At 60.7% G+C, this 25597-nt stretch carries 24 protein-coding genes and 1 pseudogene; 15 read left to right on the top strand and 10 right to left on the bottom strand.

The features are described 5' to 3' along the window. Positions 1-95: 95 nt before the first annotated feature. Both AC4IHP_RS15680 and AC4IHP_RS15685 read right to left on the bottom strand, forming a co-directional pair. The gene (locus AC4IHP_RS15680; protein ID WP_490832113.1) at positions 96-446 is read right to left on the bottom strand and encodes a cupin domain-containing protein; all 351 of its coding nucleotides are present in this window, start codon (positions 444-446) and stop codon (positions 96-98) included. A gap of 90 nt (positions 447-536) precedes the next feature. Beyond that, complete coding sequence (locus AC4IHP_RS15685; RefSeq protein WP_490832114.1) at positions 537-1427, bottom strand: LysR family transcriptional regulator; 891 nt, start codon at positions 1425-1427, stop codon at positions 537-539. A 216-nt stretch (positions 1428-1643) separates the two neighbouring features. On the opposite strand from AC4IHP_RS15685, the gene AC4IHP_RS15690 reads away from it, so the two are divergent. Next, positions 1644-2408 (top strand): sulfite exporter TauE/SafE family protein, encoded by a 765-nt coding sequence (locus tag AC4IHP_RS15690; RefSeq protein WP_490832115.1) that lies wholly within the window; start codon positions 1644-1646, stop codon positions 2406-2408. On the opposite strand, the gene AC4IHP_RS15695 is transcribed toward AC4IHP_RS15690, so the two are convergent. Next, on the bottom strand, positions 2398-2712 hold the full coding sequence (locus tag AC4IHP_RS15695) for a putative quinol monooxygenase (protein ID WP_490832116.1): 315 nt from the start codon (positions 2710-2712) through the stop codon (positions 2398-2400). The genes AC4IHP_RS15690 and AC4IHP_RS15695 overlap by 11 nt on opposite strands. A gap of 181 nt (positions 2713-2893) precedes the next feature. Between AC4IHP_RS15695 and mdaB the strand changes: the two genes are divergently transcribed. From mdaB to AC4IHP_RS15730, 7 genes are all read left to right on the top strand, one after another. After that, complete coding sequence (gene mdaB, locus AC4IHP_RS15700) at positions 2894-3484, top strand: NADPH:quinone oxidoreductase MdaB (protein WP_490832117.1); 591 nt, start codon at positions 2894-2896, stop codon at positions 3482-3484. A gap of 126 nt (positions 3485-3610) precedes the next feature. Further along, on the top strand, positions 3611-4522 hold the full coding sequence (locus AC4IHP_RS15705; protein WP_490832118.1) for a LysR substrate-binding domain-containing protein: 912 nt from the start codon (positions 3611-3613) through the stop codon (positions 4520-4522). Positions 4523-4625: 103 nt separating this feature from the next. Continuing rightward, positions 4626-5519: an NAD-dependent epimerase/dehydratase family protein gene (locus AC4IHP_RS15710; RefSeq protein ID WP_490832119.1), complete on the top strand. Its 894-nt coding sequence runs from the start codon at positions 4626-4628 to the stop codon at positions 5517-5519. 497 nt (positions 5520-6016) lie between these two features. Further along, the gene (locus tag AC4IHP_RS15715; RefSeq protein WP_490832120.1) at positions 6017-7366 is read left to right on the top strand and encodes a GntP family permease; all 1350 of its coding nucleotides are present in this window, start codon (positions 6017-6019) and stop codon (positions 7364-7366) included. A gap of 16 nt (positions 7367-7382) precedes the next feature. Further along, positions 7383-8243 carry a MurR/RpiR family transcriptional regulator gene (locus AC4IHP_RS15720; protein ID WP_042608818.1) on the top strand — a complete coding sequence of 287 codons (861 nt, stop codon included), beginning with the start codon at positions 7383-7385 and terminating at the stop codon, positions 8241-8243. 1 nt (position 8244) lies between these two features. After that, positions 8245-9702 carry an N-acyl-D-amino-acid deacylase family protein gene (locus AC4IHP_RS15725; protein WP_490832121.1) on the top strand — a complete coding sequence of 486 codons (1458 nt, stop codon included), beginning with the start codon at positions 8245-8247 and terminating at the stop codon, positions 9700-9702. A gap of 197 nt (positions 9703-9899) precedes the next feature. Continuing rightward, the gene (locus tag AC4IHP_RS15730; RefSeq protein ID WP_042608820.1) at positions 9900-10268 is read left to right on the top strand and encodes a glyoxalase superfamily protein; all 369 of its coding nucleotides are present in this window, start codon (positions 9900-9902) and stop codon (positions 10266-10268) included. A gap of 69 nt (positions 10269-10337) precedes the next feature. Here AC4IHP_RS15730 and AC4IHP_RS15735 read toward each other — a convergent pair whose 3' ends face one another. Both AC4IHP_RS15735 and gliR read right to left on the bottom strand, forming a co-directional pair. Then, complete coding sequence (locus tag AC4IHP_RS15735) at positions 10338-10700, bottom strand: DUF6124 family protein (protein WP_490832122.1); 363 nt, start codon at positions 10698-10700, stop codon at positions 10338-10340. 479 nt (positions 10701-11179) lie between these two features. Next, positions 11180-12196 (bottom strand): AraC family transcriptional regulator GliR, encoded by a 1017-nt coding sequence (gene gliR, locus AC4IHP_RS15740; RefSeq protein WP_490832123.1) that lies wholly within the window; start codon positions 12194-12196, stop codon positions 11180-11182. Positions 12197-12384: 188 nt separating this feature from the next. On the opposite strand from gliR, the gene AC4IHP_RS15745 reads away from it, so the two are divergent. From AC4IHP_RS15745 to AC4IHP_RS15765, 5 genes are all read left to right on the top strand, one after another. Beyond that, positions 12385-13989, top strand: a complete 1605-nt coding sequence (locus tag AC4IHP_RS15745; RefSeq protein ID WP_490832124.1) for an FAD-binding oxidoreductase — start codon at positions 12385-12387, stop codon at positions 13987-13989. Beyond that, a complete protein-coding gene (locus AC4IHP_RS15750) occupies positions 13986-15581 on the top strand; it encodes a glycerol-3-phosphate dehydrogenase/oxidase (RefSeq protein WP_490832125.1) in 1596 nt (531 codons plus the stop codon). The genes AC4IHP_RS15745 and AC4IHP_RS15750 overlap by 4 nt, the downstream gene beginning before the upstream one ends. Beyond that, positions 15578-17128 carry an FGGY-family carbohydrate kinase gene (locus AC4IHP_RS15755; RefSeq protein WP_490832126.1) on the top strand — a complete coding sequence of 517 codons (1551 nt, stop codon included), beginning with the start codon at positions 15578-15580 and terminating at the stop codon, positions 17126-17128. Before AC4IHP_RS15750 ends, AC4IHP_RS15755 begins: the two co-directional genes overlap by 4 nt. A 220-nt stretch (positions 17129-17348) precedes the next feature. Then, a complete protein-coding gene (locus AC4IHP_RS15760; RefSeq protein ID WP_490832127.1) occupies positions 17349-17594 on the top strand; it encodes a FitA-like ribbon-helix-helix domain-containing protein in 246 nt (81 codons plus the stop codon). Next, entirely contained in the window at positions 17591-18010 is a 420-nt protein-coding gene (locus tag AC4IHP_RS15765) for a type II toxin-antitoxin system VapC family toxin (protein ID WP_329515770.1), read from the top strand. The genes AC4IHP_RS15760 and AC4IHP_RS15765 overlap by 4 nt, the downstream gene beginning before the upstream one ends. A gap of 686 nt (positions 18011-18696) precedes the next feature. On the opposite strand, the gene AC4IHP_RS15770 is transcribed toward AC4IHP_RS15765, so the two are convergent. Together AC4IHP_RS15770 and AC4IHP_RS15775 are read right to left on the bottom strand one after the other, a co-directional pair. Next, the gene (locus AC4IHP_RS15770) at positions 18697-19560 is read right to left on the bottom strand and encodes a methyl-accepting chemotaxis protein (RefSeq protein WP_370593494.1); all 864 of its coding nucleotides are present in this window, start codon (positions 19558-19560) and stop codon (positions 18697-18699) included. Positions 19561-19602: 42 nt separating this feature from the next. Further along, positions 19603-20616 (bottom strand): annotated as a pseudogene (locus AC4IHP_RS15775) (methyl-accepting chemotaxis protein); the annotation flags it as partial. A 253-nt stretch (positions 20617-20869) separates the two neighbouring features. Between AC4IHP_RS15775 and pmrG the strand changes: the two are divergent. Together pmrG and AC4IHP_RS15785 are read left to right on the top strand one after the other, a co-directional pair. Then, positions 20870-21541 carry a lipopolysaccharide core heptose(II)-phosphate phosphatase PmrG gene (pmrG, locus tag AC4IHP_RS15780; RefSeq protein WP_460123824.1) on the top strand — a complete coding sequence of 224 codons (672 nt, stop codon included), beginning with the start codon at positions 20870-20872 and terminating at the stop codon, positions 21539-21541. Continuing rightward, the gene (locus AC4IHP_RS15785) at positions 21538-22359 is read left to right on the top strand and encodes a phosphatase PAP2 family protein (RefSeq protein ID WP_490832128.1); all 822 of its coding nucleotides are present in this window, start codon (positions 21538-21540) and stop codon (positions 22357-22359) included. Before pmrG ends, AC4IHP_RS15785 begins: the two co-directional genes overlap by 4 nt. A gap of 28 nt (positions 22360-22387) precedes the next feature. On the opposite strand, the gene rimJ is transcribed toward AC4IHP_RS15785, so the two are convergent. The 3 genes from rimJ to AC4IHP_RS15800 all read right to left on the bottom strand — a co-directional run bounded on the left by rimJ (position 22388) and on the right by AC4IHP_RS15800 (position 25572). Beyond that, positions 22388-22975, bottom strand: a complete 588-nt coding sequence (gene rimJ, locus AC4IHP_RS15790) for a ribosomal protein S5-alanine N-acetyltransferase (protein ID WP_137215548.1) — start codon at positions 22973-22975, stop codon at positions 22388-22390. Positions 22976-23213: 238 nt separating this feature from the next. Continuing rightward, positions 23214-24062, bottom strand: coding sequence for a hypothetical protein (locus AC4IHP_RS15795; protein ID WP_490832129.1), 849 nt, complete (start codon positions 24060-24062; stop codon positions 23214-23216). A gap of 574 nt (positions 24063-24636) precedes the next feature. After that, complete coding sequence (locus AC4IHP_RS15800; protein WP_107321835.1) at positions 24637-25572, bottom strand: restriction endonuclease; 936 nt, start codon at positions 25570-25572, stop codon at positions 24637-24639. Positions 25573-25597: the final 25 nt, after the last annotated feature.

Here is a 25597-nt window from a genome sequence, read left to right on the forward strand (position 1 = left end):
GCTTTCGCGAGCAGGCTCGCTCCCACGGGGGGATCGCGGCGCTATCAAATTATTTGCCGGGAAATCACGTCGGGTGGTTTCCCGGCTTTTTTGCATCAGGCGAAGACGAAATATTTGCGCACGGTCTCGACCACTTCCCACGTGCCCTTCATGCCCGGCTCAACCACGAAGATATCGCCAGCGCGCAGGTGGATCGGCGCCATGCCGTCCGGGGTGATCACGCAGTAGCCTTCCTGGAAATGGCAGTACTCCCACTTCACATAATCGACGCGCCACTTGCCCGGCGTGCAGATCCAGGTGCCCATGATCTTGCTGCCGTCTTCGCTGTTGTAGGCGTTGAGGTTGACGGTGTGCGGGTCGCCTTCGAGTTTTTCCCATTTGCAGGCGTCGAGTACCGGCAGCGGGTGGGTGTCGCGCAGAACGGTGATAGGGGCGGTCGCGGTCATGGGGACTCCGGTCAAGTGGACTTGAGAATTGAAGTCGCACCCTATAGCGCCCGGTTGCCGCTCAGTTGTCTGGGGTCGACATCGGAGTGCTCAGAAACGCGCGCAAACGCTGAGCGCTTGTAACAACGCGTTGGCATAACCCGGCAGCGCGGCGAAGTCTCTCGCGCAGAGCAATAACCTGCGGCGCGCCCACGGCTCATTCAGAGTGATGCACTTGAACCGTTCGAGCGTCGCGCGTTCGACAGCGGCCAAGGGCACGATGGCCAGTCCGGCGCCACGGGCGACCATGCGCATCGCGCCATCAAAACCATCGGCGCGAATGCGCACCTGCATTCGCGCGCCGCTGTGCAGCGCCTGTTCTTCCAGATAAATCGCCAGTGCGCTGTCAGCGCTGAGTCCGACAAAGTCGTGCTGCAACGCGTCGCTGAAACTGACCTCGGCGGCGTCAGATAACGGGTGATCGAGCGGCAGAATCAGCACCAGCGGATCGTCGCGAAACGCCTGAGTCTGTAGGCCGTTGGTGTCGACCGCGTCGGACACAATCCCCAGATCCGCCGCGCCTTCCCGCAAGGCATGGGTAATCCGCGCGCTGGGCAGTTCCTGTAGATCGATGTCGAGATTGGGATGGCTGCGCAGGAAATCGGCGAGCACTTCCGGCAGGTACTCGGTGATCGCCGTGGTGTTGCACAACAGCCGCACCTGGCCTTTCACGCCTTTCGCGTAATCGGCCAAATCCTGCTGCATGCGATCGGCCTGTTGCAAAAGGATCCGCGCATGGTGAGCGAGGGCCTTGCCGGCAGGCGTTGGCGTGACGCCGCGCCGGCCGCGCTCGAGGAATTCGGCGCCCAGCGAGGCTTCCATCGCGCGGATTCGGGCGCTGGCGGCGGCGAGGGACAAGTGGCTGCGGGCGGCGCCGGCGGTGATGTTGCCGGTGTCGAGGATGTGCAGGTAGAGGCGCAGGTCTGTGAGGTCGAAGTGCATGGGGTTTGCCTGTGGTTTCGCGGTGGCTGGGCTGGCCCTTTCGCGAGCAGGCTCGCTCCCACAGGGACTTATGTACAGCGCAGATCCCGTGTGGGAGCGAGCCTGCTCGCGAAGAGGTCAGATGCCTCAACGCCGATGTCAGCCTCTTACAAAGGAAGAGGCTGCCTCAGTATATGGCAGATTTCCCCCTAGCCCGGATCAGTGCACATTACCCCAATGCACACGCTAACCGACTTCTACCAAACCCTCGGCCCGACCTTGTCCCTACTGGTCATCGCCACCTTCCTCCTCGCCGGTACGGCCAAAGGTGTGATCGGCCTTGGTCTGCCCACCGTCGCCATGGGCCTGCTCGGTCTGGCTATGGCGCCGACGCAGGCAGCCGCGCTGTTGATCATCCCCGCTACCCTGACCAATCTCTGGCAACTGGCCTTCGGCGGTCATCTGCGAGGATTGCTCAAACGCCTCTGGCCGATGCTGCTGATGATCTTCCTTGGCACTGGCATTGGCACCCTCTGGATCGGCATGTCCGGCGGCCATTGGGTGGTGCGCGGACTTGGCGCGGCACTGTTGCTGTATGCATTGAGCGGACTGTTTCTGCCGACTTTGCACGTCAACCCGCGTCATGAACGCTGGCTCGGCCCGCTGTGTGGCCTGATCACCGGCGTCATCACCTCCGGCACCGGCGTCTTCGTGATTCCAGCGGTGCCGTATCTGCAAGCGCTGGGGCTGAGCCGCGATGAACTGGTGCAGGCCCTCGGCCTATCGTTCAGCGTTTCGACCTTCGCGCTGGCGCTCGGGCTGCTCTGGCACGGCGCACTCGGCGGTGGCGAATTGAGCGCGTCGCTGCTGGCGCTGATCCCGGCGATGCTCGGCATGTGGCTTGGCCAATGGTTGCGTCAGCGCATCAGTGCGGCGCTGTTCAAGCGCGTGTTCTTTATCGGACTGGGCGCGCTCGGCGCCCATTTACTGATCAGCGGCTAGCCGACGATTCGCTGAGCATGTCGATCGGGCGAATATCGAAATCGCGTTCCAGGTATTCCATGCGTTTGGCGAAAAACTCTTTCATGTGCGGCAACGCCGAGTGCTCATCCAGATGCGCCTGGCTGGCCCAGATCTCGTAGAAGATAAACAGCGTCGGGTCCTGCTGGTCGCGCAGCATGTGGTACTCGATGCAACCGGGTTCGGCGCGACTCGGCTCGACATAGGCGCGAAACAGCGCTTCGAACTCGGCGGATTTTTCCGGGCGGGTCTTGGCGTGCAGGATAAAACCCTGGCGTTCACTCATCACAACTTCCTCGAAACAGAAAGTGCTGAATGCTACGGCAACAATTGGTTGTTGATTCGTGCGTTTTGATCAAATGTATTTTGCGCCGATGTGGCTGTTTCCGCGCGAGATCGATGGTTAATCTGCCGCCATTCCAATTCCTGTTTCAATCCAGCCTCAAAGGCTGCGCCGAGGTTTTTCGATGAAAAAAGTCCTGCTGCTCAATGGCGGTAAAAAATTCGCCCACTCCGATGGCCGCTACAACACCACCCTGCACGAAACGGCGCTGAGCGTGCTCGATCGCGGCGGTGTCGACGTCAAAACCACTTTCATTGATGAGGGCTACGACATTGCCGAAGAAGTGGCGAAATTCCTCTGGGCCGACGTGATCATTTATCAGATGCCGGGCTGGTGGATGGGCGCGCCGTGGACGGTGAAAAAGTACATCGACGAAGTGTTCACCGAAGGCCACGGCAGCCTCTACGCCAGTGACGGCCGCACCCGTTCCGATGCTTCGCAGAAGTACGGCAGTGGCGGTCTGATTCAGGGCAAGCAATACATGCTGTCGCTGACCTGGAATGCGCCGCAACAAGCCTTCGATGACCCGACGGATTTCTTCGAAGCCAAAGGCGTGGACGCGGTGTACTTCCCGTTCCACAAGGCCAACGAATTCCTTGGCATGACCGCGTTGCCGACCTTCCTCTGTGTCGACGTGATGAAGCGTCCGAACATCGACAATGATGTGGCGCGTTATGAGCAGCATCTGACCGAGGTGTTTGGCCTCAAGGCTTGAGGCTTTCAGGCTAATATCGGGGTCACAGCAAAAGATCGCAGCCTTCGGCAGCTCCTACAGGGGGAATGCATTCCAATGTAGGAGCTGCCGAAGGCTGCGATCTTGGCGATTTCAAAGAGGGAACCCGTGAAAGCCAGATCCGATGAGTTGCAGATTTTCGTCTGCGTGATCGAATGCGGTTCGATTTCCGCCGCCGCCGAACAGGTTGGGCAGACGCCATCGGCCGTCAGTCGCACGCTGTCGAAGCTTGAAGCCAAGCTCGACACCACGCTGATCAACCGCACCACGCGGCGCATGGACCTGACCGAGGAGGGCAAGTATTTCTTCGAACAGGCCAAACTGATTCTCGACCAGATGGATCAACTCGAAGAGCGCCTGTCCTCGCGCCAGCAAACCCCGTCCGGGCGCCTGCGCATCAACGCCGCCTCGCCGTTCATGCTCCACGCCATCGTTCCCTACATCGACGAATTCCGGCAGCTGTACCCGGACATCCAACTCGAACTCAACAGCAATGACCTGATCATTGACCTGTTGGAACAAAGCACCGACGTCGCCATCCGCATCGGCACCCTCGCCGATTCGACGCTGCATGCGCGTTCGCTCGGTTGCAGTCCGTTGATGATCGTCGCCAGCCCCGCCTATTTGAAGAAGCACGGTGCGCCCCGGCAGGTCGCAGACCTGAGTGAACACACGCTGCTCGGCTTCACCCACAACGAAGGCCTTAACCAATGGCCGCTGCGCTATGTGCACGGCGATCGCTGGCCGATCAACCCGGCGATCAGCGCTTCCAGCGGCGAGACCGTTCGCCATCTGGCGCTGGAAGGGCAGGGCATTGCCTGTCTGTCGCACTTCATGACCATCGACGACATCCGCACCGGACGCCTGAAAGTCCTGCTTGGTGAATTCAACAGCGGCTACCGTCAGCCGATCAACGCCGTGTACTACCGTAACTCGCAACTGGCGTTGCGCATCCAGTGCTTCCTCGACTTCATCCAGAGCAAACTCGCCGCCTACGCCAGCGCCGAATTCAAGGGCTGATTCGTGATCCCTGCGCAAGAGTGAATTGGCCAAGGGCGGGTTTTTCGCTGAGGTTCATCGGCCGATACTCGCTGCATTACTTATTCACGCAGGGAGTTACTCCATGAACGTATTCGTTACCGGCGCTGCCGGTTTTATCGGCGGTTCCATCGCCACCGGCCTGGTGCAGGCCGGGCATAAAGTTACGGGTCTGGTGCGCAGCGCGGAGCAGGCTGATGAGTTGAAAGCATTGGGCATGCATGCGGTGATCGGCACTCTTGATGACAGCCAGTTGCTGGCGGAACAGGCGCGTGCTGCCGATGCGGTGATCAACGCTGCCAGCAGCGATCATCGCGGCGCAGTGGACGCGTTGCTCGGTGCTTTGCGTGGCTCGAACAAGGTCTTTTTGCACACCAGCGGTTCGAGCATCGTCGGCGATGCCTCCGGCGGCAAATCCAGTGATGTCATCTATTACGAAGACAATTTGCCTGAACCGACCGTCGATAAGGCGGCGCGCGTGGCCATCGACGATCGGGTGCTTGCGGCGGCCAAGGATGGCGTGAATTCGGCGGTGATCTGCAACACGCTGATCTACGGTCACAGCCTGGGCGTCAAACGCGACAGCGTGCAACTGCCGCGACTGCTGAAACAGGCGCGCAAAAGCGGCGTCGTTCGCCACGTCGGAACAGGGCAGAACATCTGGTCCAACGTGCACATCGAAGATGTCGTCGCCCTGTATCAGCTGGCGCTGACCAGAAATGTGCCGGGCACTTTCTACTTTGTCGAGAGCGGTGAAGCCTCGTTCATCGACATGACCACCGCCATGGCTGAAGCCCTCGACCTGGGCAAACCGCAAGACTGGCCATTGCAAGACGCCGAAGCCGAATGGGGCTATGAAATGGCCAACTACGGCCTCGGCTCCAACAGCCGCGTACGCGGCAAACACGCCCGCGACCTGCTGGGCTGGACGCCGAAGCGCACGTCGGTGGTTGAATGGATTCGTAACGAAATGGTGTGAGTCCAGCGCGCACCGAGTGAAGCCATTCGCGAGCAGGCTCGCTCCCACAGGTTGGTTGCGATGTAGCTGAAGGCATGCGATCAAAACTGTGGGAGCTGGCTTGCCAGCGATAGCGGTGGGTCAGGCAATGAAGATGTTGACTGCGAAGCCGCCTTCGCGAGCAGGCTCGCTCCCACAGGTCGACGGCGTTCTGCCTGGAGAAACTCGATCAAAAAACTGTGGGAGCTGGCTTGCCAGCGATAGCGGTGGATCAGTCGCCACCCATGTTGAACGTGGCGCCGTGATCGCTGGCAAGCCAGCTCCCACATGGATTTTGTGGGGGAGAAAGCCATGAAAATCCCGCCCTCCGATTTTCATTAATCACGACACGGCATACCCACCAGCGACACCTCTTGTCTCTCCACGAAAATTACTTTCATGCGGTTTGAAATCTATATCTCGAAATGATTTATGAGTTTCACAACCCATTCGAACGTGACCCTTTCGAGGAGTACCGCATGACGCCTTCCTTCGGCTATTGGCTGCTGGTCTATGCCGCCGTTGCCATCATTGCGCTGATCGTGTTGATCGCCCGTTACCGGCTCAATCCGTTCATTGTCATCACTCTGATTTCCCTGGGCCTGGCGCTGGTGGCCGGGATGCCGCCGTCGGCTGTGGTCGGCGCGTATGAGGCGGGTGTCGGCAAGACGCTGGGGCATATTGCGCTGGTGGTGGCGTTGGGGACGATGCTCGGCAAGATGATGGCCGAGTCTGGTGGGGCCGAGCAGATGGCGCGCACGCTGATCGAAAGGTTCGGCGAGAAGAACGCGCATTGGGCGATGGTCTGCATCGCATTTCTGGTCGGTTTGCCGCTGTTCTTTGAAGTCGGTTTCGTCTTGCTGGTGCCAATCGCTTTCACCGTCGCGCGCCGGGTTGGCGTGTCGATTCTGATGGTCGGTCTGCCTATGGTGGCCGGCCTCTCGGTAGTGCACGCACTGGTTCCGCCGCACCCGGCGGCGATGCTCGCGGTGCAGGCCTATCAGGCGTCGGTCGGGCAGACGTTGCTGTACGCCATCGCGATCGGCATTCCGACCGCAATCATCGCCGGCCCGCTGTACGCAAAATTCATCGTGCCGCGCATTCAATTGCCGGCGGACAACCCGCTGGAAAAGCAATTTCTCGAGCGTGAACCGCGCGACAAACTGCCGGGTTTCGCCATCACCATGGCGACCATTCTGCTGCCGGTGGTGCTGATGCTGATCGGCGGCTGGGCCAACCTGATTTCCACTCCCGGCAGCGCGTTCAACCAGTTCCTCCTGTTCATCGGCAATTCGGTGATCGCGCTGTTGCTGGCGACCTTGCTGAGCTTCTGGACGCTAGGGATTGCCCAAGGTTTCAACCGCGAATCGATCCTCAAGTTCACCAACGAATGCCTCGCGCCCACCGCCAGCATTACCTTGCTGGTCGGCGCGGGCGGCGGCTTGAACCGGATTCTGGTGGATGCCGGCGTCACCGATCAGATCGTCGGCCTCGCCCATGAATTTCATCTGTCGCCGCTGATCATGGGCTGGTTGTTCGCCGCGCTGATGCGCGTTGCCACTGGCTCGGCGACGGTGGCGATGACCACCGCATCAGGCGTTGTCGCGCCGGTGGCCATCGGTCTGGGTTATTCACATCCTGAGCTTTTAGTGCTGGCGACCGGCGCGGGCTCGGTTATCTTTTCCCACGTCAACGACGGCGGCTTCTGGTTGATCAAGGAATACTTCAACATGACGGTCGCGCAGACGTTCAAGACCTGGACCGTGCTCGAGACGCTGATTTCGCTGGTCGCTTTCGCGCTGACCGTTGGCCTTTCCTACCTGCTGTAACCGGAGCCCGCCGCCCATGGACATCCTCTACCAGATCCGCGCCCGCCAGGATTCCTTCAGCGCCGGCGAGGGGCGCATTGCGCGGTTGATGCTCGACGATGTCGGCTTTGCCGCCAGCGCCAGCCTCGAAGACCTCGCGCAACGCGCCGAAGTCAGCACCGCCACGCTGTCGCGTTTTGCCCGCACGGTCGGCTGCCGTGACCTGCGTGATCTGCGTCTGCAACTGGCCCAGGCCAGCGGCGTTGGCAGCCGGTTTCTCGATCCGGCGGGCACGCCTGAGCAGTCGGCGTTTTACGGGCAGATTGTCGGCGACATCGAAACCACGCTGCGCCAGCATCTGGCCGGTTTCGACGAATCGCGCTTCGCCGACGCAGTGAAATTGCTCAGCCAGGCGCGAATGATTCACGCGTTCGGCATGGGCGGTTGCTCGACCCTGTGCAGCGATGAATTGCAGGTGCGCCTGGTGCGCCTCGGCTACCCGATTGCGGTGTGTCATGACGCGGTGATGATGCGCGTCACCGCCGCCAGTTTGAACGCCGAGCAAGTGCTGATCGTCTGCTCGCTGACCGGCATCACCCCGGAGCTTCTGGAAACCGTGGAGCTGGCGCGCAACTACGGCGCACGCATTCTCGCCATCACTCGCGGCGATTCACCGCTGGCCGAACTGGCCGACGTCGTGCTGCCGCTGCAAGGCGCGGAAACCTCGTTCATCTACAAACCGACGGCGGCGCGCTACGGCATGCTGTTGGCCATCGACGTGCTCGCCACCGAGCTGGCGCTGGCCAGCCCTGAAGACAATCAAGAACGTCTGCGGCGAATCAAACTCGCCCTCGACGAATACCGTGGCGGCGACGATCACCTGCCGCTGGGAGACTGACATGCAGTACGACACCCTGATCCGCAACGCTTTGCTCATCGACGGCAGCAACACGCCGGGCTACCGCGCAGACGTGGCGATTCTTAATGGCCGCATCGAGCGCATCGGCGAACTGCCTGACGCCCGCGCCGCCGAAGAAATCGATGCGGCCGGCCGGGTGCTGGCACCGGGTTTCATCGACGTGCACACCCACGACGACACCGTGGTCATCCGCCAACCCGAGATGCTGCCCAAGCTCAGCCAAGGCGTGACCACGGTGATTGTCGGCAATTGCGGCATCAGCGCTTCGCCGGTCACTTTGAAGGGCAATCCACCCGATCCGATGAACCTGCTCGGCAGCGCAGCGGCGTTCGTTTATCCGCGTTTCAGTGACTACCGCGCCGCCGTCGAAGCGGCCAACCCCACGTTGAACGTCGCCGCACTGGTCGGCCACACGGCGCTGCGCAGCAATCACCTCGACGACTTGTTCCGCACCGCGACGCCCGACGAAATCACCGCCATGCGTGAGCAGTTGCGCGACAGCCTGAAGGCTGGCGCGTTGGGTTTATCCACAGGTCTGGCCTACGCCAGCGCCTTCAACGCGTCCACTGATGAAGTCATGCAACTGACCGAAGAACTGACGGCGTTCGGCGCGGTGTACACCACCCATTTGCGCAGCGAATTCGCCCCGGTGTTGGAGGCGATGAACGAAGCCTTTCAGATCGGCCTCCACGCGCAATCGCCGGTGATCATTTCCCACCTCAAATGCGCCGGCGTGGGTAATTGGGGACGCAGTCCGCAATTGCTCGCAGCGCTGGAAGAGGCAGCGAAAACCCATCCGGTCGGCTGCGATTGCTACCCGTACGCGGCGAGTTCCTCGACGCTGGATTTGAAGCAGGTCACCGATGCCCACCGCATCACCATCACCTGGTCGACGCCGCATCCGGAAGTCAGCGGGCGCGACCTGATCGACATCGCTGGCGAATGGAACCTGTCGCTGGAAGAAACCGCGAAACGTCTGCAACCGGCCGGCGCGGTGTACTACGGCATGGACGAGGCCGATGTCAGAAGAATCCTCGCCCATCCGCTTTCGATGGTCGGCTCTGACGGACTGCCCGAAGACCCGTTCCCGCATCCGCGCCTGTGGGGCGCTTTCCCACGGGTACTGGGCCATTTCAGTCGCGACGTCGGCCTGTTTCCCCTGCACACCGCCGTGCACAAGATGACCGGCCTGTCGGCGGCGCGTTTTGGCTTGCAGGAAAGGGGCGAGATTCGTGAAGGACATTGGGCGGATCTGGTGTTGTTCGATCCGGCGACCGTGCGCGACGTAGCCGATTTCAACGATCCGCAGCGGGCGGCGCAGGGGATCGACGGGGTTTGGGTCAACGGCGTGTTGAGTTATCGCGACGGGCAGGCGAATGGGGGCAGGGCTGGGCGGTTTCTGGCACGTGAAGGTGATTTGCGCGATGGGTTTCGTTGATTCGAATGACGCCAAAAGATCGCAGCCTTCGGCAGCTCCTACAGAGATCGCATTCCAATGTAGGAGCTGCCGAAGGCTGCGATCTTTTGATCTAGGTCTCGTAGTGGCACTGTGCGATTAAAGAAAGCGATCAATGAGCCGAACTCCTGACATCCACCCCGTCTACACTGCGGGGCCATTCAGTCAGGGAGCACCCCATGAGCTTCGGCAAAACCACCCCGATCCTGCGGATCTTCGATGAGGCCAAGGCTGTCGAGTTTTACGTGGATTTTCTCGGTTTCAAGATCGACTGGCAGCATCGCTTCGAGGCGAATTTTCCGCTGTATCTGCAGGTGTCGCGGGGCGAGTGTGTGCTGCATCTGTCCGAGCATCACGGCGATGCCTGCCCCGGTTCGGCGTTGCGTATCGAGACTGATGAGCTGGAGGCATTTCAGCAGCAACTGATGGCCAAGGACTACACGTTCTCGCATCCGCAGATTCAGGCAATGCCGTGGGGCAGTCAGGACATGACCATTGCTGATCCGTTTGGCAATCGGTTGGTGTTTACCAATGCGATCAGTCTTTGACTTGAACGCCTAGCGCGACCTGACCTCCTGGGGTTGCCCGCAGGCATCAGTAACTTGCGGGCGCTCACCTCACTCCGTCGGCACCAACCGATCCAGCACCCGATTCACTGCCATCTCCGCGACCATCACAATCTGCGCAATGCCCTGCAACGTCTTGCGCTGCGAGCCGTTCACCAGCCCCGCCTGATCGTTGAGCATCACCGTCGCCGACCCCAAAGTTTCGCAGGCGTCGGCCAGCAGCGATTCGTTGTCGGCCTCGGGATTGGCCATGTACAGCGTGTTGGGTTTGTAGGGCGGGGCCATGAATTCGGCGCTGGATGGGCCGAGGTAATGGTCGAGGGCGCGGTCGGCGGCTTCGTGGAATTTCGAATCGGCGGATTCGTAGGGAGATGCCGGGTCGGTGGTTGGCGGGTTTGGGGTTACTTTGAACATGAATGCTTGCCTCTTATGAAGCTGCATCCGTTTCGCCGCTAAGCAAAGGGAGGCAGCTGTGCGCAAGTTAGCGGACCGGTAAGCATTCAACCCGGTGCATCCGAAGATGCCATGCGCACAGCCACCATCGAGTGCAGGCGTGAGCCTGACTGGATTGGACTTGTACAACCGGAATGCTGTCCGAGCCGCTAAGCTCGATCACTGAGAAATCAGTGACCGAATCAAGTTACCGGCAGGCCCCAAGGCGCACAAGCCGGCGGATTCTGGCGCAGGCGTAGGCAGCGGCGCAAGGAATTGTGGGTGGTTTCGCTGAATGCCGTGTCGCTTTAAACAGTTGTGCCAAGACGTGTTTAATCGGTGTGGCGAATGACGCCTTCGCGAGCAGGCTCGCTCCCACAAGGGGTCTGCGGTGAACTCGGAAATGCAGACAACCGAGAACTACTGTGGGAGCGAGCCTGCTCGCGAAGAGGCCATCAGCATCACCGCCGATTCCGCAACCGAAACTCCCCCGGTGGCATCCCGCGCCAGCTCTTGAAGGTGCGATGAAACGAGCGCGGTTCGGTGAAGCCCAGATACTGCGCAATGTCCTGAATCGGCAACGTGCTGTTGAGCAAATAGTGCTCCGCCAACTCCTGACGCAGCTCATCGAGAATCTGCTGATACGACGTCCCAGCCTGCTGCAACTGCCGCTGCAACGTGCGCACCGAGACGCTGAGCTGTTCGGCCACTTGCTCCTTGCGCGGCAAGCCCTCCTTGAGCAAACCGCGCAGGATGTTCTTCACCTGTTGCGCCAGCGACGCATCTTCCAGCGTCGCCAGCAAACCCATCGCGTGTTCTTCCAGCGTTCGCAGCAATTGCGCATCGGCCTGGCGCAGCGGCAGCTGCAAATAAGCCAGCGGCACCACTAGCGCCGAATACGCCTGATCGAACCGCACCGGGCAACCGAAAAACGCCTCGTACTCGGCCTGCGTCACCTCGTCCGGCCGCGCATGCTCCAGCCATACGCAGGCCGGCGACAGCTGCGTGTCGGCGATCCAGCGCGCGTAGTGCAGCCACGAACCGAGCACGTTTTCCACCAGATGTCGACGAATCCGTGGCCGCTGGTAACGGCAGGCCCAGATCAGATGCACGTGCTCGCCCTGCACCTCGGCGCGGCTGACGCCCATATCGCCGACGAGTTTTTCAAACGGCATGATCCGGCTCATCGCATCGCCCAACGTAGCGCAATTCATGGTGATGTAACCGAGCACGCTCCACGAGTTGGGCAGGACGAAATTCGCTGCATGCAGCCCGAACAACCCATCGCCCGAGTGCTCGCAGAAATAATCCAGCAAGCGCTCGTGAACCTCACCCGGCAGGCGCAAGGTGTTGTCGCTCAACTGCTGCGCCTGCAACCCGGCCGCCGCCAACGCAGGCTCGATGGCCATGCCCAACTGTTCGGCATGACGCAGGTATTTGAGCAACGGCGGAACGGAGGTGAAGCCGAGCGATGGCATGGTCGCGGTCCTTTGATCGACGGCGCGTGAGCGAATGAATGCCGCAAGGTAAGTGGATTGCCCGGCGAAAGTAAATGCCCGGACGTTTGGCGCCATTGGCTACAGGATCTGGCCGGATGCGACCGTGACAGATCTCCAGCGCTGACTAGTATGCAAGCTTGATCCGACGGCAGAAAAAGGACACACGCATGCGACGCTGGAACGGTTGGGGAGAGGCAGGCACGGTGGTCGAACTGCCGGCCCAGGGCACGACATTTCTCCACGAACGCTTGGGCGCTGGCCGGGCATTGCCCGATGCGACCTTGGCGGCAGCGTTGGCGCAAGTGCCGACCTCGCGCTTGGTGCCGCACCGCTTGTACAGCGTCGACACTCACGATCGCCTGCTGCACGCGCGCGGCCAGAGCCTGCCGGATTGGTTGGCGTTGCGCGAAGGCGCGTTGGGTACGTATCCCGATGCTGTGGCGTTTCCCGAAAGCGCCGAGCAGATCCGCCAATTGCTGGCGCTCGCCCATGATCAGGACCTGTGCCTGATTCCCTACGGCGGCGGCACATCGGTGGCGGGGCACATCAACCCGCCAAACTCCGCACGCCCGGTGCTGACGGTGTCGCTGGCGCGGATGAATCGCCTGACCGACCTCGACGAACACAGCCTGCTGGCGACATTCGGCCCCGGCGCCAGCGGGCCGCAAGTGGAAAGCCAATTGCGCGCGCGCGGCTACACGCTGGGGCATTTTCCGCAGTCGTGGGAGCTGTCGACGCTGGGCGGTTGGGTGGCCAGTCGCTCCAGCGGCCAGCAGTCGTTGCGCTACGGGCGGATCGAGCAATTGTTTGCCGGTGGCACCCTGGAAACCTTCGCCGGGCCTCTGCAGATTCCGACGTTTCCGGCGTCGGCGGCTGGACCGGATCTGCGTGAAATGGTGCTCGGTTGCGAGGGCCGTTTCGGGATCATTTCCGAGGTCAAGGTGCGGGTCAGTGCGTTGCCGGCGGACGAACGTTTCTACGGTGTGTTCCTGCCCGACTGTCCGCAGGCGTTGCAAGCGATCCGCCAACTGGCGCAGGCGCGTGTACCGCTGTCGATGCTGCGTCTGTCCAACGCGGTGGAAACCGAAACGCAACTGGCGCTGGCCGGCCATCCGCAACAGATCGCCTGGCTGGAAAAGTACCTCAAGCTGCGCGGTGCCGGCGACGGCAAATGTCTGTTGACCTTCGGTGTGACCGGCAATCGCCAGCAAAACGCACTGTCACTGAAACACGCGCGCCAACATCTGAAAGCCTTCGGCGGCGTGTTCACCGGCACCCTGCTGGGGAAGAAGTGGGCGCAGAACCGCTTCCGTTTTCCCTACCTGCGCGAGAACCTGTGGAACGCTGGTTACGTGGTCGACACCCTCGAAACGGCCACCGACTGGAGCAACGTCGACCACTTGCTCAGCCTGATCGAAAACAGCCTGCGCGACGCGTTGGCCGCCGAGGGCGAACGCGTGCATGTCTTCACTCATCTCTCGCACGTTTACGGCGAAGGCTCGAGCATTTACACCACTTACGTGTTTCGCCCGGCAGCGGACTATGCGGCGACGCTGGCGCGCTGGCGGATGCTCAAACACGCGGCCAGCCAGACCATCGTCGACAACCACGGCACCATCAGCCATCAGCATGGCGTCGGCAAGGATCACGCACCGTATCTGCTGCGCGAAAAAGGCCCGCTGGCGATGCAGACGTTGCAGGCGCTGAGCGAACATTTCGACCCGGAAGGGCGCCTCAACCCGGGCACGCTTTTGCCAGAGTCGCGGCCATGACGGCGGAATGGAACGCGCAGTGGCGCGAGCAGATTCTGCCGACGCTGGCGGATGACACCTGGGACCTGATCGTCATCGGCGGCGGCATCAGCGGCGCCGGGATCGTCCGCGAAGCCGCGCGCCGGGGCTGGCGCTGTCTGCTGCTGGAGCAGCGCGATTTTGCCTGGGGTACCTCCAGCCGATCATCGAAAATGGTCCACGGCGGTTTGCGTTACATCGCCAAGGGCCAGTGGCGCCTGACCCGCGATTCGGTGCGCGAGCGCCAGCGCCTGCTCGACGAGGCGCCGGGGCTGGTCGAGCCGATGAGTTTCATGATGCCGCACTATCGCGGCGGCTTTCCCGGGCCGCGCGTGATGGGCGGCTTGCTCTCGGTTTACGACGCGCTGGCGGGGCGGCGCAACCATCGTTTTCATGACGCCCAGCAACTGCGTTTTCTCGCGCCGGGGGTGAAGGAAAACGGCCTGCTCGGCGGCAGCTGTTTTGTCGATGCGCTGACCGATGACGCGCGACTGGTGATGCGCGTACTGCGCGAGGCCCGGGCTGACGGCGCGGTGATTGTCAGCGGTGTGCGGGTCACGCAACTGCTGCGTGAAGGCGGGCGCGTGTGCGGGGTTCAGATCGAAGATGGCGAGGGGGGCGCGACGCTGCAATTGCGCTCCGCTGTGTTGGCCGTGGCCACGGGCGCATGGGCTGAGCGTCTCCGTCCCGCTGACGCTGCGAAGCAATTGCGCCCGTTGCGCGGTAGTCATCTGTTGCTGCCGGGCTGGCGTTTGCCAGTGGCGCAGGCGTTCACTTTTCTGCATCAGCGCGACCGGCGCCCGGTGTTCGTGTTTCCGTGGGAAGGCGCGACGGTGGTCGGCACCACGGACCTCGATCACCGCGAAGACCTCGACCACAGCGCGCGCATTTCCAGCGACGAACTCGACTATCTGCTCGCCGCGTGCCAGCAGCAATTTCCCCGTGCCGAAGTGGGCGTCGACGACGTGCTGTCGACCTGGTCAGGCGTGCGTCCGGTGGTCGGCAGCGCGGCGGGTGCGCAGCAGGGCAAACCATCGAACGAAACCCGCGAACATGTGCTGTGGCAGGAGCCCGGTTGTGTGACGTTGGCCGGCGGCAAACTGACCACATTTCGCCCGCAAGCGATCGAAGTGCTCAAGGCGTGTGCGGTGATGCTCGGGCGTTCTTTTGTCGATGACGGCGCGCCGGTGTTCGCCGCTGTGCCGCCGCTGACAATCGCGGGACTGAGCGGCAGTCAGTGGCAACGCTTGGCCGGACGTCACGGTCGAGACCTGCCGAGGCTGGCGCAATTGCTCGGCGAACTCGGTCTGGAAACGGTTGGCGCCAGCGATACGTTGTGGGCAGAATTGGCGTTCGCCTGCGAGGCGGAAATGATTCTGCACCTGGATGATTTGCTGCTGCGCCGCAGCCGTTTGGGCCTGTTGCTGCCGCGCGGTGGCGAGGACTATCTGCCCGCGATTCGCACGCTCTGCCAGCCACGATTGGCCTGGGGCGATGAACGCTGGCAAGCGGAAATCCAGCGCTACCGTTTGCTGTGGCTGCGCGATCACGGCTTGCCGGAGATCACGCCATGAAATACCTATTGGCGATCGACAACGGCACCCAGAGCGTGCGCGCATTGCTCTTCGATCTGCAGGGCAATCTGCTCGGCAAAGGCAAAGTCGATCTGCAGGCGTACTACTCGACGCAACCCGGTTGGGCCGAGCAGGATCCGGAGTATTACTGGGCGAAGCTTGGCGAGGCGTGTCAGCAACTCTGGCAGCAGACTGGCATCGACCGTGCGCAGATTGCCGGCGTGTCCCTGACCACCCAGCGCGGCACCGTGATCAACGTGGACGCCGAGGGCAAACCGCTGCGCGCAGCGATTGTCTGGCTCGATCAACGTCAGGCTGAGGTCGAGGGCGGCATCAAAGGGCGGTGGGGCTGGCTGTTCAAAATGGTCGGTGCCCAAGCCACGGTGGATTATTTCCGCGCCCAGGCCGAGGCCAACTGGATCGCTCGGCATCAGCCCGGAGTGTGGGCGGCGACCGACAAGTATTTACTGCTTTCAGGCTTCCTCACCCATCGCTTGTGCGGGCGCTTCGTCGACTCCATCGGCTGTTGCGTCGGCTATCTGCCCTTCGACTTCAAACGGCTGAAATGGGCGGCACCGCGCGACTGGAAATGGCAGGCACTGGCGGTACGTCCGCAGCAGTTGCCGACCCTGCACAAACCGGGCGAAACCCTCGGCTGCATCACGGCCGAAGCCGCGCGCCACACCGGCATTCCCGAAGGCCTGCCGCTGATTGCCGCTGGCGCCGACAAGGCGTGCGAAGTGATCGGTTCCGGCGTGGTCGATGCGCGCACCGTGTGCCTGTCCTACGGCACCACCGCGACCATCACCAGCACCCGCTCGCGCTACCTGGAAATCGTCCCGCTGATCCCGCCATACCCCTCGGCCGTGCCCGATCAGTACAACTGCGAAGTGATGATCTATCGCGGCTACTGGATGGTCAGCTGGTTCAAGAACGAATTCGGCCTGCGCGAAATGCAGCAGGCAAAAGAGCAGGGCATTGAACCGGAGCAACTGTTCGACGCACTGGTCGACGCGGTGCCGCCGGGCTCGATGGGTTTGATGCTGCAACCCTACTGGTCACCGGGCATCCGCGAACCGGGCGTGGAAGCCAAGGGCGCGATGATCGGCTTCGGCGACGTACACACCCGCGCGCACATCTACCGGGCGATTCTCGAAGGCCTGGCCTACGCGCTGCGCCAGGGCATGGAGAGCATCGAGCGACGCTCAAAAGTCTCGATCAAACGCCTGCGCGTCGCCGGCGGCGGCTCACAAAGTGACGCCGCCATGCAACTGACCGCCAACATCTTCGGCCTACCGGCAGAGCGCCCGCATGTGTATGAAGCGTCGGGATTGGGGGCGGCGATTTGCTGTGCGGTGGGGTTGGGAATGCACAGGGATTTTCCATCGGCCATAGCGGCGATGACTCGGGTTGGAGCGGTTTTTACACCGCAGCCTGAGGCGCAGAAGGTTTATGAGCAGTTGTACAGAGAGGTGTATTTGCGCATGTACCGGCAGCTCAAACCGCTGTATCAAAGCATCCGCAAAATCACCGGGTATCCCGAATAGTACTGACACCCAAGACCCCCGTGGGAGCGAGCCTGCTCGCGAAGGCGGAGTGGCAGTCAATGATCGTTTGAATGGTCCACCGCTTTCGCGAGCAAGCCCGCTCCCACGGGGGTATTGCGGAGTGCCGGTGCCGACGGTGCCGTTCGGCTAAGCCTCACTCCTTTCAGACCTGAATATGCTAGCCTGCAATCAATGATTTCATTGATTGCAGGAGGGCGACATGGCCAGCATCACCATTCGAAACCTTGACGAGAAGCTCAAGGAGCAGTTGCGCATTACCGCTGCACACAATGGACATTCCATGGAAGAAGAGGCTCGGCTGATTCTGGGCCGAGCGCTCACCAGGGTTGATCGTGCCGGAGGGCTCGGCAGTCGGATCCACCAGCGTTTCAGCGCCGAGGGCGGAGCCGAGCTCGATCTGCCTGCGCGTGCAGAAAAACCGCCCGGGGTGGACTTTTCTGAATGATAGTGCTCGATACCAACGTTCTATCCGAATTCATGCGTATCGAACCCGAGGCTCAAGTGTTGGCTTGGGTGGATGCGCAACCGGCCATGGACCTCGCCATCAGCGCAATCACCGTGGCGGAGATACTGCACGGCATCGCTCGATTACCTTCCGGCAAGCGCAAACAAAAACTCCAGGCCCACGCTTTGGCAATGTTTGAAGAGGATTTTGCCGGGCGGATTTTGCCATTCGATGCCCACGCAGCCGTCGAGTACGCGACGCTGGTAGCCGATGCAGAGGCGAAGGGGCGGGGGATTGCAATGGCCGATGCGCAAATCGCAGCGATCTGCCGAGGTCGTGGAGCCGCGATTGCTACGCGCAATGTCCGGGATTTCGAGTTTTCCGGGATTGAAGTGATCAATCCGTGGCAGGTCTGAAAATCTGCTCTGTCATTTAAACCGCATTCGCGAGCAGGCTCGCTCCCACAGGAATTATGCGACGGGATCAAAATCCAGCGTGGCACACAAATCCAATGTGGGAGCGAGCCTGCTCGCGAAGGCGCAGCGTCAGGCAATGTTGATTTGACTGACCCACCGCCATCGCGGGCAAGCCCGCTCCCACAGGGGTATTGCGGTGTGCTCAAAATCCAGTGAGCCACACAAATCCAATGTGGGAGCGAGCCTGCTCGCGAAGGCGCAGTGTCAGGCAACTTTGATTTGATTGACCCACCGCCATCGCGGGCAAGCCCGCTCCCACAAGGGATCTGCGGTGTGCTCAAATCCTGTGACCCACACAAATCCAAATGTGGGAGCGAGCCTGCTCGCGAAGACGGAGTGTCAGGCACTGTTGATTTGGCTGATCCACCGCCTTCGCGGGCAAGCCCGCTCCCACAAGGGATCCGCGGTGTGCTCAAATCCTGTGACCCACACACATCCAAATGTGGGAGCGAGCCTGCTCGCGAATACGGAGTGTCAGACACTGTTGATTTGACTGACCCACCGCCATCGCGGGCAAGCCCGCTCCCACAGTTATCGGGGTGAACACATCAACAGTGGTCGACCACGAAAACCTGTGGGAGCGGGCTTGCCCGCGATTCGATTTCAGCCTCAGCGCAAAACCAAAATCAAACGCGGAAGTGGCTGACCATCTGCTGCAACTGACCACCCAACCGCGCAAGCTCAACACTCGACGCTGCCGTCTCATCACTCGCCGCTGCGGTCTGCTCGGACACGTCGCGGACGTTGATGATGCTGCGACTGATCTCTTCTGCCACGGCGCTTTGCTGCTCAGCAGCGGCGGCGATCTGCTGGTTCATCGACTGGATGTTCGACACCGTGCGGGTGATGTTTTCCAGCGAGGCGCCGGCCTTGCGCGTCAGGGCGACGCTGCTGTCGGTCAGCGCGCGGCTGTTGTTCATCACCGCCGAAACCTGCTGGGTGCCGTTCTGCAGCCCGGCGACCAGACCTTCGATTTCCTCGGTGGATTTCTGCGTGCGTTGAGCCAAACCGCGCACCTCATCCGCAACCACGGCAAACCCACGCCCGGCTTCACCGGCACGTGCCGCTTCAATCGCGGCGTTGAGTGCGAGCAGGTTGGTCTGTTCGGCAACTGCCTTGATCACGTCCATGACGCTACCAATCTTGTCGCTTTCCTGTTGCAGCACGCTCATCGCTTCGGTCGAGCGCACCACTTCGCTGGCCAGACGCTCGATCTGCGCGATGGCCTCATTCACAACCTTGTCGCCTTCACGGGCCTCACCATCCGCAGCGGCAGCGGCTTGCGACGCTTCCTCAGCATTGCGCGCAACTTCCTGCACCGTGGCAGTCATTTCGTGCATGGCCGTGGCGACCTGATCGGTCTCGACTTTCTGGCTGTTCACGCCGGCGCTGGTCTGTTCGGTTACAGCTGACAACTCTTCGGCGGCGCTGGCGATCTGAGTGACGCCGTCGCGGATGCCACTGATCAAATCACGCAGGGTCACGCCCATGCGCGCGATGCCTTGCTGCAACACGCCGAGTTCGTCGCGACGGGTAACGGTGACGTTCTGAGTCAGGTCGCCGCTGGCAATACGCTCGACCACGGCCAGGGTTTCCTGCAACGGGCGGGTAATCTGACGGGTGATGATTACCGCAGCAATCACGCCAACCAGCAGCGCCAGCAACGTGCTGATCAACTGGAAGGTGCGCGCCTGGGCACTTTCAGCATCACGGCGATCAAGCTGGATCTGGTACAGCTGCTCGCTCAGGGCGACGATAGTGGTGCCCTGATCAGTCATTTCCTTACGCGCCTGCACCGCATCGGTGTTGGCGTTCTTGTACGCCATCAACGCGCTGCGATAGCTGCTCAGCGCAGTTTCCAATTGGCGCAGGGCATCCTGCTGAGTCGCGGCAAATTGTGTGTTCAGTGGCTTGAGACTGGCGATGGCCGCGTCGATCTGGCCGACTGCTTTCTGCTCGGTCTCGGCGTTGCTGGTCGCGGTGTAACCACGCACTTCATAGCGCGCGAGGATGAACGCTTCCTTGGCCGCAGTAACCGCCTGGAACTGCTCGAAACGCTGATCGCTCATCTCCATCTGCTGCACGCGCTGGCTGATCGATTCGATCAGGTTGTACGCAGTCTGGGCATTGACGCTCATGGTGTCGCGCGCGCTGTTGCCGGTGCGATAGGCGTTGCGCATTTTGTTCAGCGAGGTCTGGTATTCAGCGATGGTCGCGGCCTGCTGCTTGAGCAGTTTGACGTTCTCCGGACTCTTGAATTTGCTGATCAGCGCCTGCTGCTGCGCGGCGAAGCTTTCCAGGGTGGTCTGCACATTCTGCGCAGCGGTTTCGTCGCCATTGGTCAGCATGTATTGCAAGCGCACCACGCGCAGTTTGGTCAGGCCCGCGTTGAGCTGGGTGATGTCGCTCATCCAGTTGCTGCGGTCGATCAGGCCACCGAGGCTGGTCCAGCCGGTCAGCGCCAGAATGCAGGTCAGGGCCAGCACCAGGCCGAAGCCCAGGCCGAGTTTCATGTTCACGCTGATGTTACCGAACCAGCTATTCATGCAAATCCTCCAGAAACGTTGGGTTTCTTGGTCGTCAGTTAAGCTGGAAGATTGTTGTTCTTTTGAGCCAGCAGGGGTGTTAGCAGGTCTGTATCGGCCGCAAACCCGAGAGCTGAAAGGATTTTTGTCTGACAGTCCACGAAGCAACGAATCCCAAGGACTTTTTCACATGGGTTTCACTGACTGCCCACGCGCGCCTCTGTAGTTTCGCCGCATCGAATGACCTGTGATGCAGAGTGGCGAGGCGGTTTTTGTGGAATTGAGACTGAGTCTGTTCGGCGTCAAACGCTCGATCGATCTGAGCGGTCTGGCGCGTTTTCGCGATGCATGGGTGGTGCTGGCGGCATCGATTTTAGTGATCCCGCTGACCCTGTGGTTGCTGGCGCCAAATGCCGTGCCGGACCTGGCCCACGGTAATCAGGCGGGTGCACAAGCTTTGGCGGCGGGGTGGGCCAAGGGCGACATGATCGTGCTGGTGCGCCACGTCGAACGTTGCGATCATTCCAAAGCTGCGTGCCTGAGCGGCAGTGACGGCATCACCGACCGCTCGCGCAGTGTCGCAGTGGCAGTCGGTGCTCGGTTCGAACAACTGGGCCTGACCGACGCCGACATCTATAACAGCCCGTCAATGCGCACCGTGCAGACGGCCGGCTATATGTTCAACCATGCCGCCAGTGGCGATGACTGGTTGATCAACTGCAGAGGCCGCATGTTGCAGGATGCCCTGGCGCACAAGGTCCCCGGGCGTAACCTGGTTCTGGTGACCCACAGCGAGTGCATGGCGCAGATCGAAAAAGACCTGAAAGTGCCAGCCTCGAACATGGGGTACGGCGCGTCCTTGTTCATATCCGTTGCCAGCCCGGCTGCACCGAAGATGCTCGGCTTCATTGAAGCCTCCGACTGGCGCACGGTGACTACCCGATGAAATCCCGTTTCTACGCTTACAACCTCGGCATTCCGCTGGTTTGTGCGGCAGTGGTGTTCCTGATGTTCGACATGAACAACATCGACATCGCCTTCAGCAATCTGCTATTCGACCCACTGAGCCAAACCTTCCCGATCGACAAAATCCACTTCTTCGAGAAACTTACCCACAAATGGGCGCGGATCATTCCGAACTGGACGGCGGAGATCGCGCTGATCGGCGCACTGCTGTCGCTGATCTGGCCAGGGATCAATCCGCACGAACGGCCACGACTCGGCGCCTTTCTGGAGCGCAGCAGAGTCGCACCAGTGCTGCGATTTGCCGCAGATCACCGTAGGGATTTTTTCTTTGTCGTGATCGCGTTTGCGCTCTGCACGGGCGTGATCCACTTCCTCAAATCCCACACCAGCGTCTACTGCCCGATCGAGACCACGTTGTACGGCGGGAAAATGCCGCACATCGAGTGGTACAGCAATTTCCAACTGTTCCACGAAGCCGGGAGTGGCCGTTGCTGGCCGGGCGGCCATGCGTCGGGTGGCTTCACCATGCTGGCGCTGTATTTCGTGGCGCGACGGCATCAGTGGCGTTTTTCCAATGCGATCTTGTGGGGCTCGCTGCTGCTGGGCTTGGTCTACGGCACCACCCGCGTCCTGCAGGGCTGGCACTACATGTCCCACACGTTCTGGGCCGGCATCTTCGTCTGGCTGACCTGTTTACTGACGGCATTGGCCTTCTACGGACGCGCACGATTGGATTTACCGGTGCGGGCCAAAAGCACGCAGAAAGCTTTCAACGCACAGCCTGAGGTATCGCTCTGAACGCGTTCAGAAAAACCTGGATTGAACGTCAACCCAGGCGCCGCGACCAGCGCTGATCCGGCGCCTCGAACCCCGGATTGACCAGCGCCGTCAGCACATGATCCTGCCAACGCCCGGCAATGTTCAGATACGCCTTCGCATACCCCTCACGCTCAAAACCCAACCGCTCAAGCAAACGCGCACTGCGCTCATTGCCGGGAATGTAATTGGCCATGATCCGATGCAGATTCTGCGTATCGAACATATAGCCAATCCCCGCTTGCAGCCCCTCCTGCATCAAACCCCGTCCCTGATGCGCCTCATCGATGTGATAACCCAGATAACACGCCTGAAACGCCCCACGAATAATCCCGCTGAAATTACACGCGCCGATCATCTGCTGACCGTCCGGCGACAGCAGCGCGAAATGCATGGCTAACCCGGCTTCGAAAGCACTGGCCTGGATCTCGAGGCGACGGCGGATGTTGGCGGTGGAGAAGTAGTCGGTGGTGCGGATGGGCGACCACGGCGCCAGGTGGCGGAGGTTGCGCTGGTAAAAAGCGCTTTCGAGCTCGGCCTGATCGGGGGAGAGGATCGCCAGGGTCAGGCGCGGGCAGGGCAGGGATAACAGTGGCATCGAGCGCTCCTTGGCGAGGGATCTGCTGGCAGAGTCGCGCATATGGTGGGGAGCGGCAAGATATGGAGAAGCCGAGGCGAAAAAAAGCCCGCTAGGAGCGCGGGCGAACCGTAGTTTCTTGAATGAGCAGGGGGATTTTATGGGATCGGTCGGGTGGACGTAGTGAAGAAAAGTTCATCTCGCTTCCGCCGACCGGGTCTATGTCCCGACAGTCGATCTTCAACGCACGATGAAAATATCAGCGCCCATACAGCACCGTATTCATCAACGCATTGACCTGATTTGGCATCGTGTGGATGAACCAGTCGAAAGCAAGACCCGAGGTAAGCAGATACGCGAGAACCAGCAGGATAGGCATGAAGATGATGTTTTTGCGCAGATTGGCGTACTTGCGGGTTTTTCTGGAAAGCCATGGTTCGTGAGTGCCGTTGTTATTGGCATGTGCGCCCGCAACGATGAAGTAGGTTGAAAAAAACATCATCCGAATGCTGGTATAGATAAACAGCATTACGCCTGTCAGGTGCAGCAGGAACCAGTGCATGTCTAGCAGGACGAAATATTTCTTTATTCCCGTCAGGCCCTGCTCATTGATGATCTGCTGGATGTACTGAAAGTTTTGCGGCGCCAGGGTAGGCATAAAAGCTTCGTCGGTGACATACGTCGCGGCCACGCAAAATGCCAAGCAAAACAACAGCGCAACGACCCACTTAATGCCCGCGAAGAAGCCCCGGTAAAGGCTATGCAAGGTTCCGCCAGCCCACAGGGAAATGGTGAATAGCGTGATCCAGGAAAGCAGGTTGAGTATCTCAGCCCGGAAAAACACATAAATCAGCCCGGCAATCACCATCATCATGCAGATGACTGGAGTCATATCCTGGCTTGTGCTGGCGGCGTTCACGCCCGGCGGTGGATTGACCACCGTGTTGAAGGTCAGGTTTACCGAATGGCCCGGCTGATTGGCGGATTGTGGAGAATCGCCTTTCAGTACCCGATCCAGAATGGCTCCCAGAATCAGGCCGAGGATGGTGAAGAACGTCGATATGTAGATATCGACTTCCTTGGATTGGATTGTTTCGATGAAGCTCATGTTTTATTGCCTTCCTTGTGCAGATTGAGTGTTTCACGTGCCGATCGGGTTTCTCTGCGAGGCATCCAGCCAGCTGCGGAATGGTAAGGGGATGGGTGTGGTTTGGCTATTTCCGCAAGCGTATTTGCTTCACAGCCAAGTGAGTTTTATCAAATTGGAGAAGGAGCCGAAGCTGGGCCGTTCACCTCCAAAAACCTGTAGCGTCGAATACGAACAGCGACGGCAGGCTTGAGCCAATGGAGAGCGAATGGCGCACATTGCCAAACCCCTGATGCGACAAAGCCCGCACTGGGCGGGCTTTGTCGTTGAGAGTTGGTGGGCCGGGGTAATCTGAAATAAGCCTGTAGAAAGCTGATTTTATTGACTAATAGTTGATGAGTCCAATTGCTTGGAATACCACTTGGAATGCTGCGTAATCTGGCTTCCCGTGGATGATGCTTGTTGAGCTCAGCCTCTATAAGGATTCTAGGTCGAAGTGTAGCCGACGGCGTTTGATAACTACTTTCATCCCTAAATTTAAGGTGCTTAGGAGCGACACCCAGTTGCGCTCAGGTATTTGGGCTGCAACTTCGGCTCAGCCGAGTGATTCGTCAAAGTAATCGCTGTCGAGCCTGGGCACCTTGTAAAGCTGCGAGCTGATGCCCACCTCGTGGTCGAGCATCAAATTGACCAGGCGTTTGCCGTCGACCAGCACCAGCCCCTCGACCGAGCGAGCGAAGTCAACGGCCTGGACGGTGTAGCCGGAAGTGGTGATGAACACACCGCGTGTGGCTTTCTGCCCGGCCAGGGCGCCATAAAACGCTTGCAGGTCGGGGCGGCCGACGGTGCTCTGCCAGCGCTTGGCCTGCACGTAGACCTTCTCCAGCCCCAGCGCGTCCAGCGAGATCACGCCGTCAATGCCGCCGTCGCCACTGCCGCCGACTTGTTGCAGCGCCTGACGGTTCGCGCCGTAGCCAAGGCTGTGCAGCACGTCGAGTACGATGTGCTCGAAGCGCGTCGGGCTCGCTTGCAGCAGGCTGTCCAGCAGGTCGCCCGCAACGCTAGTACGCAGTTCGAGTATGGCTTGGTTCAGCCGTTCCTGCGGGCTGCTAGTGGCGAGGTCGGTCTGGGCAATCGGCGTTGACGTGTCGTTGCTTTCATCCAGCGAGGCGGCGTCCGGCGCTGTCTTCAGCTTCACGCTCATGAAGTTCACAGCTAGATGCTCGACCAGTTCTGCGCTCAATGGGGCAGGGTTGGCCTGAGCGAATGCGCGCCCGGTGTCGGTCAGCTGCCAGTAGCCACGCTTTGCGCTGCTGGAATAGCCGGCGCGCTTCAGCCGATCATGCGCCCAGCCTGAGCGGTTTTTATAGGTGGCCTGGCCGCTGGCGATGGTCTCCTGCCGCTGCGCTTCGCTCAGGCCAAGCGTCAGGGCAGCTGCTTCGTGAGCCTCGCCCGCAGTGGCACCCTCCGGATGGGCGGCGAGAAAACGCAGGACGGGCTCGATGAACTGATCGTAGGTCGGAACGGACATGGTTTGTTTTCTTCCTGATGTCAGG

The sequence above is a fragment of the Pseudomonas sp. UF-293 genome, assembly GCF_058245595.1.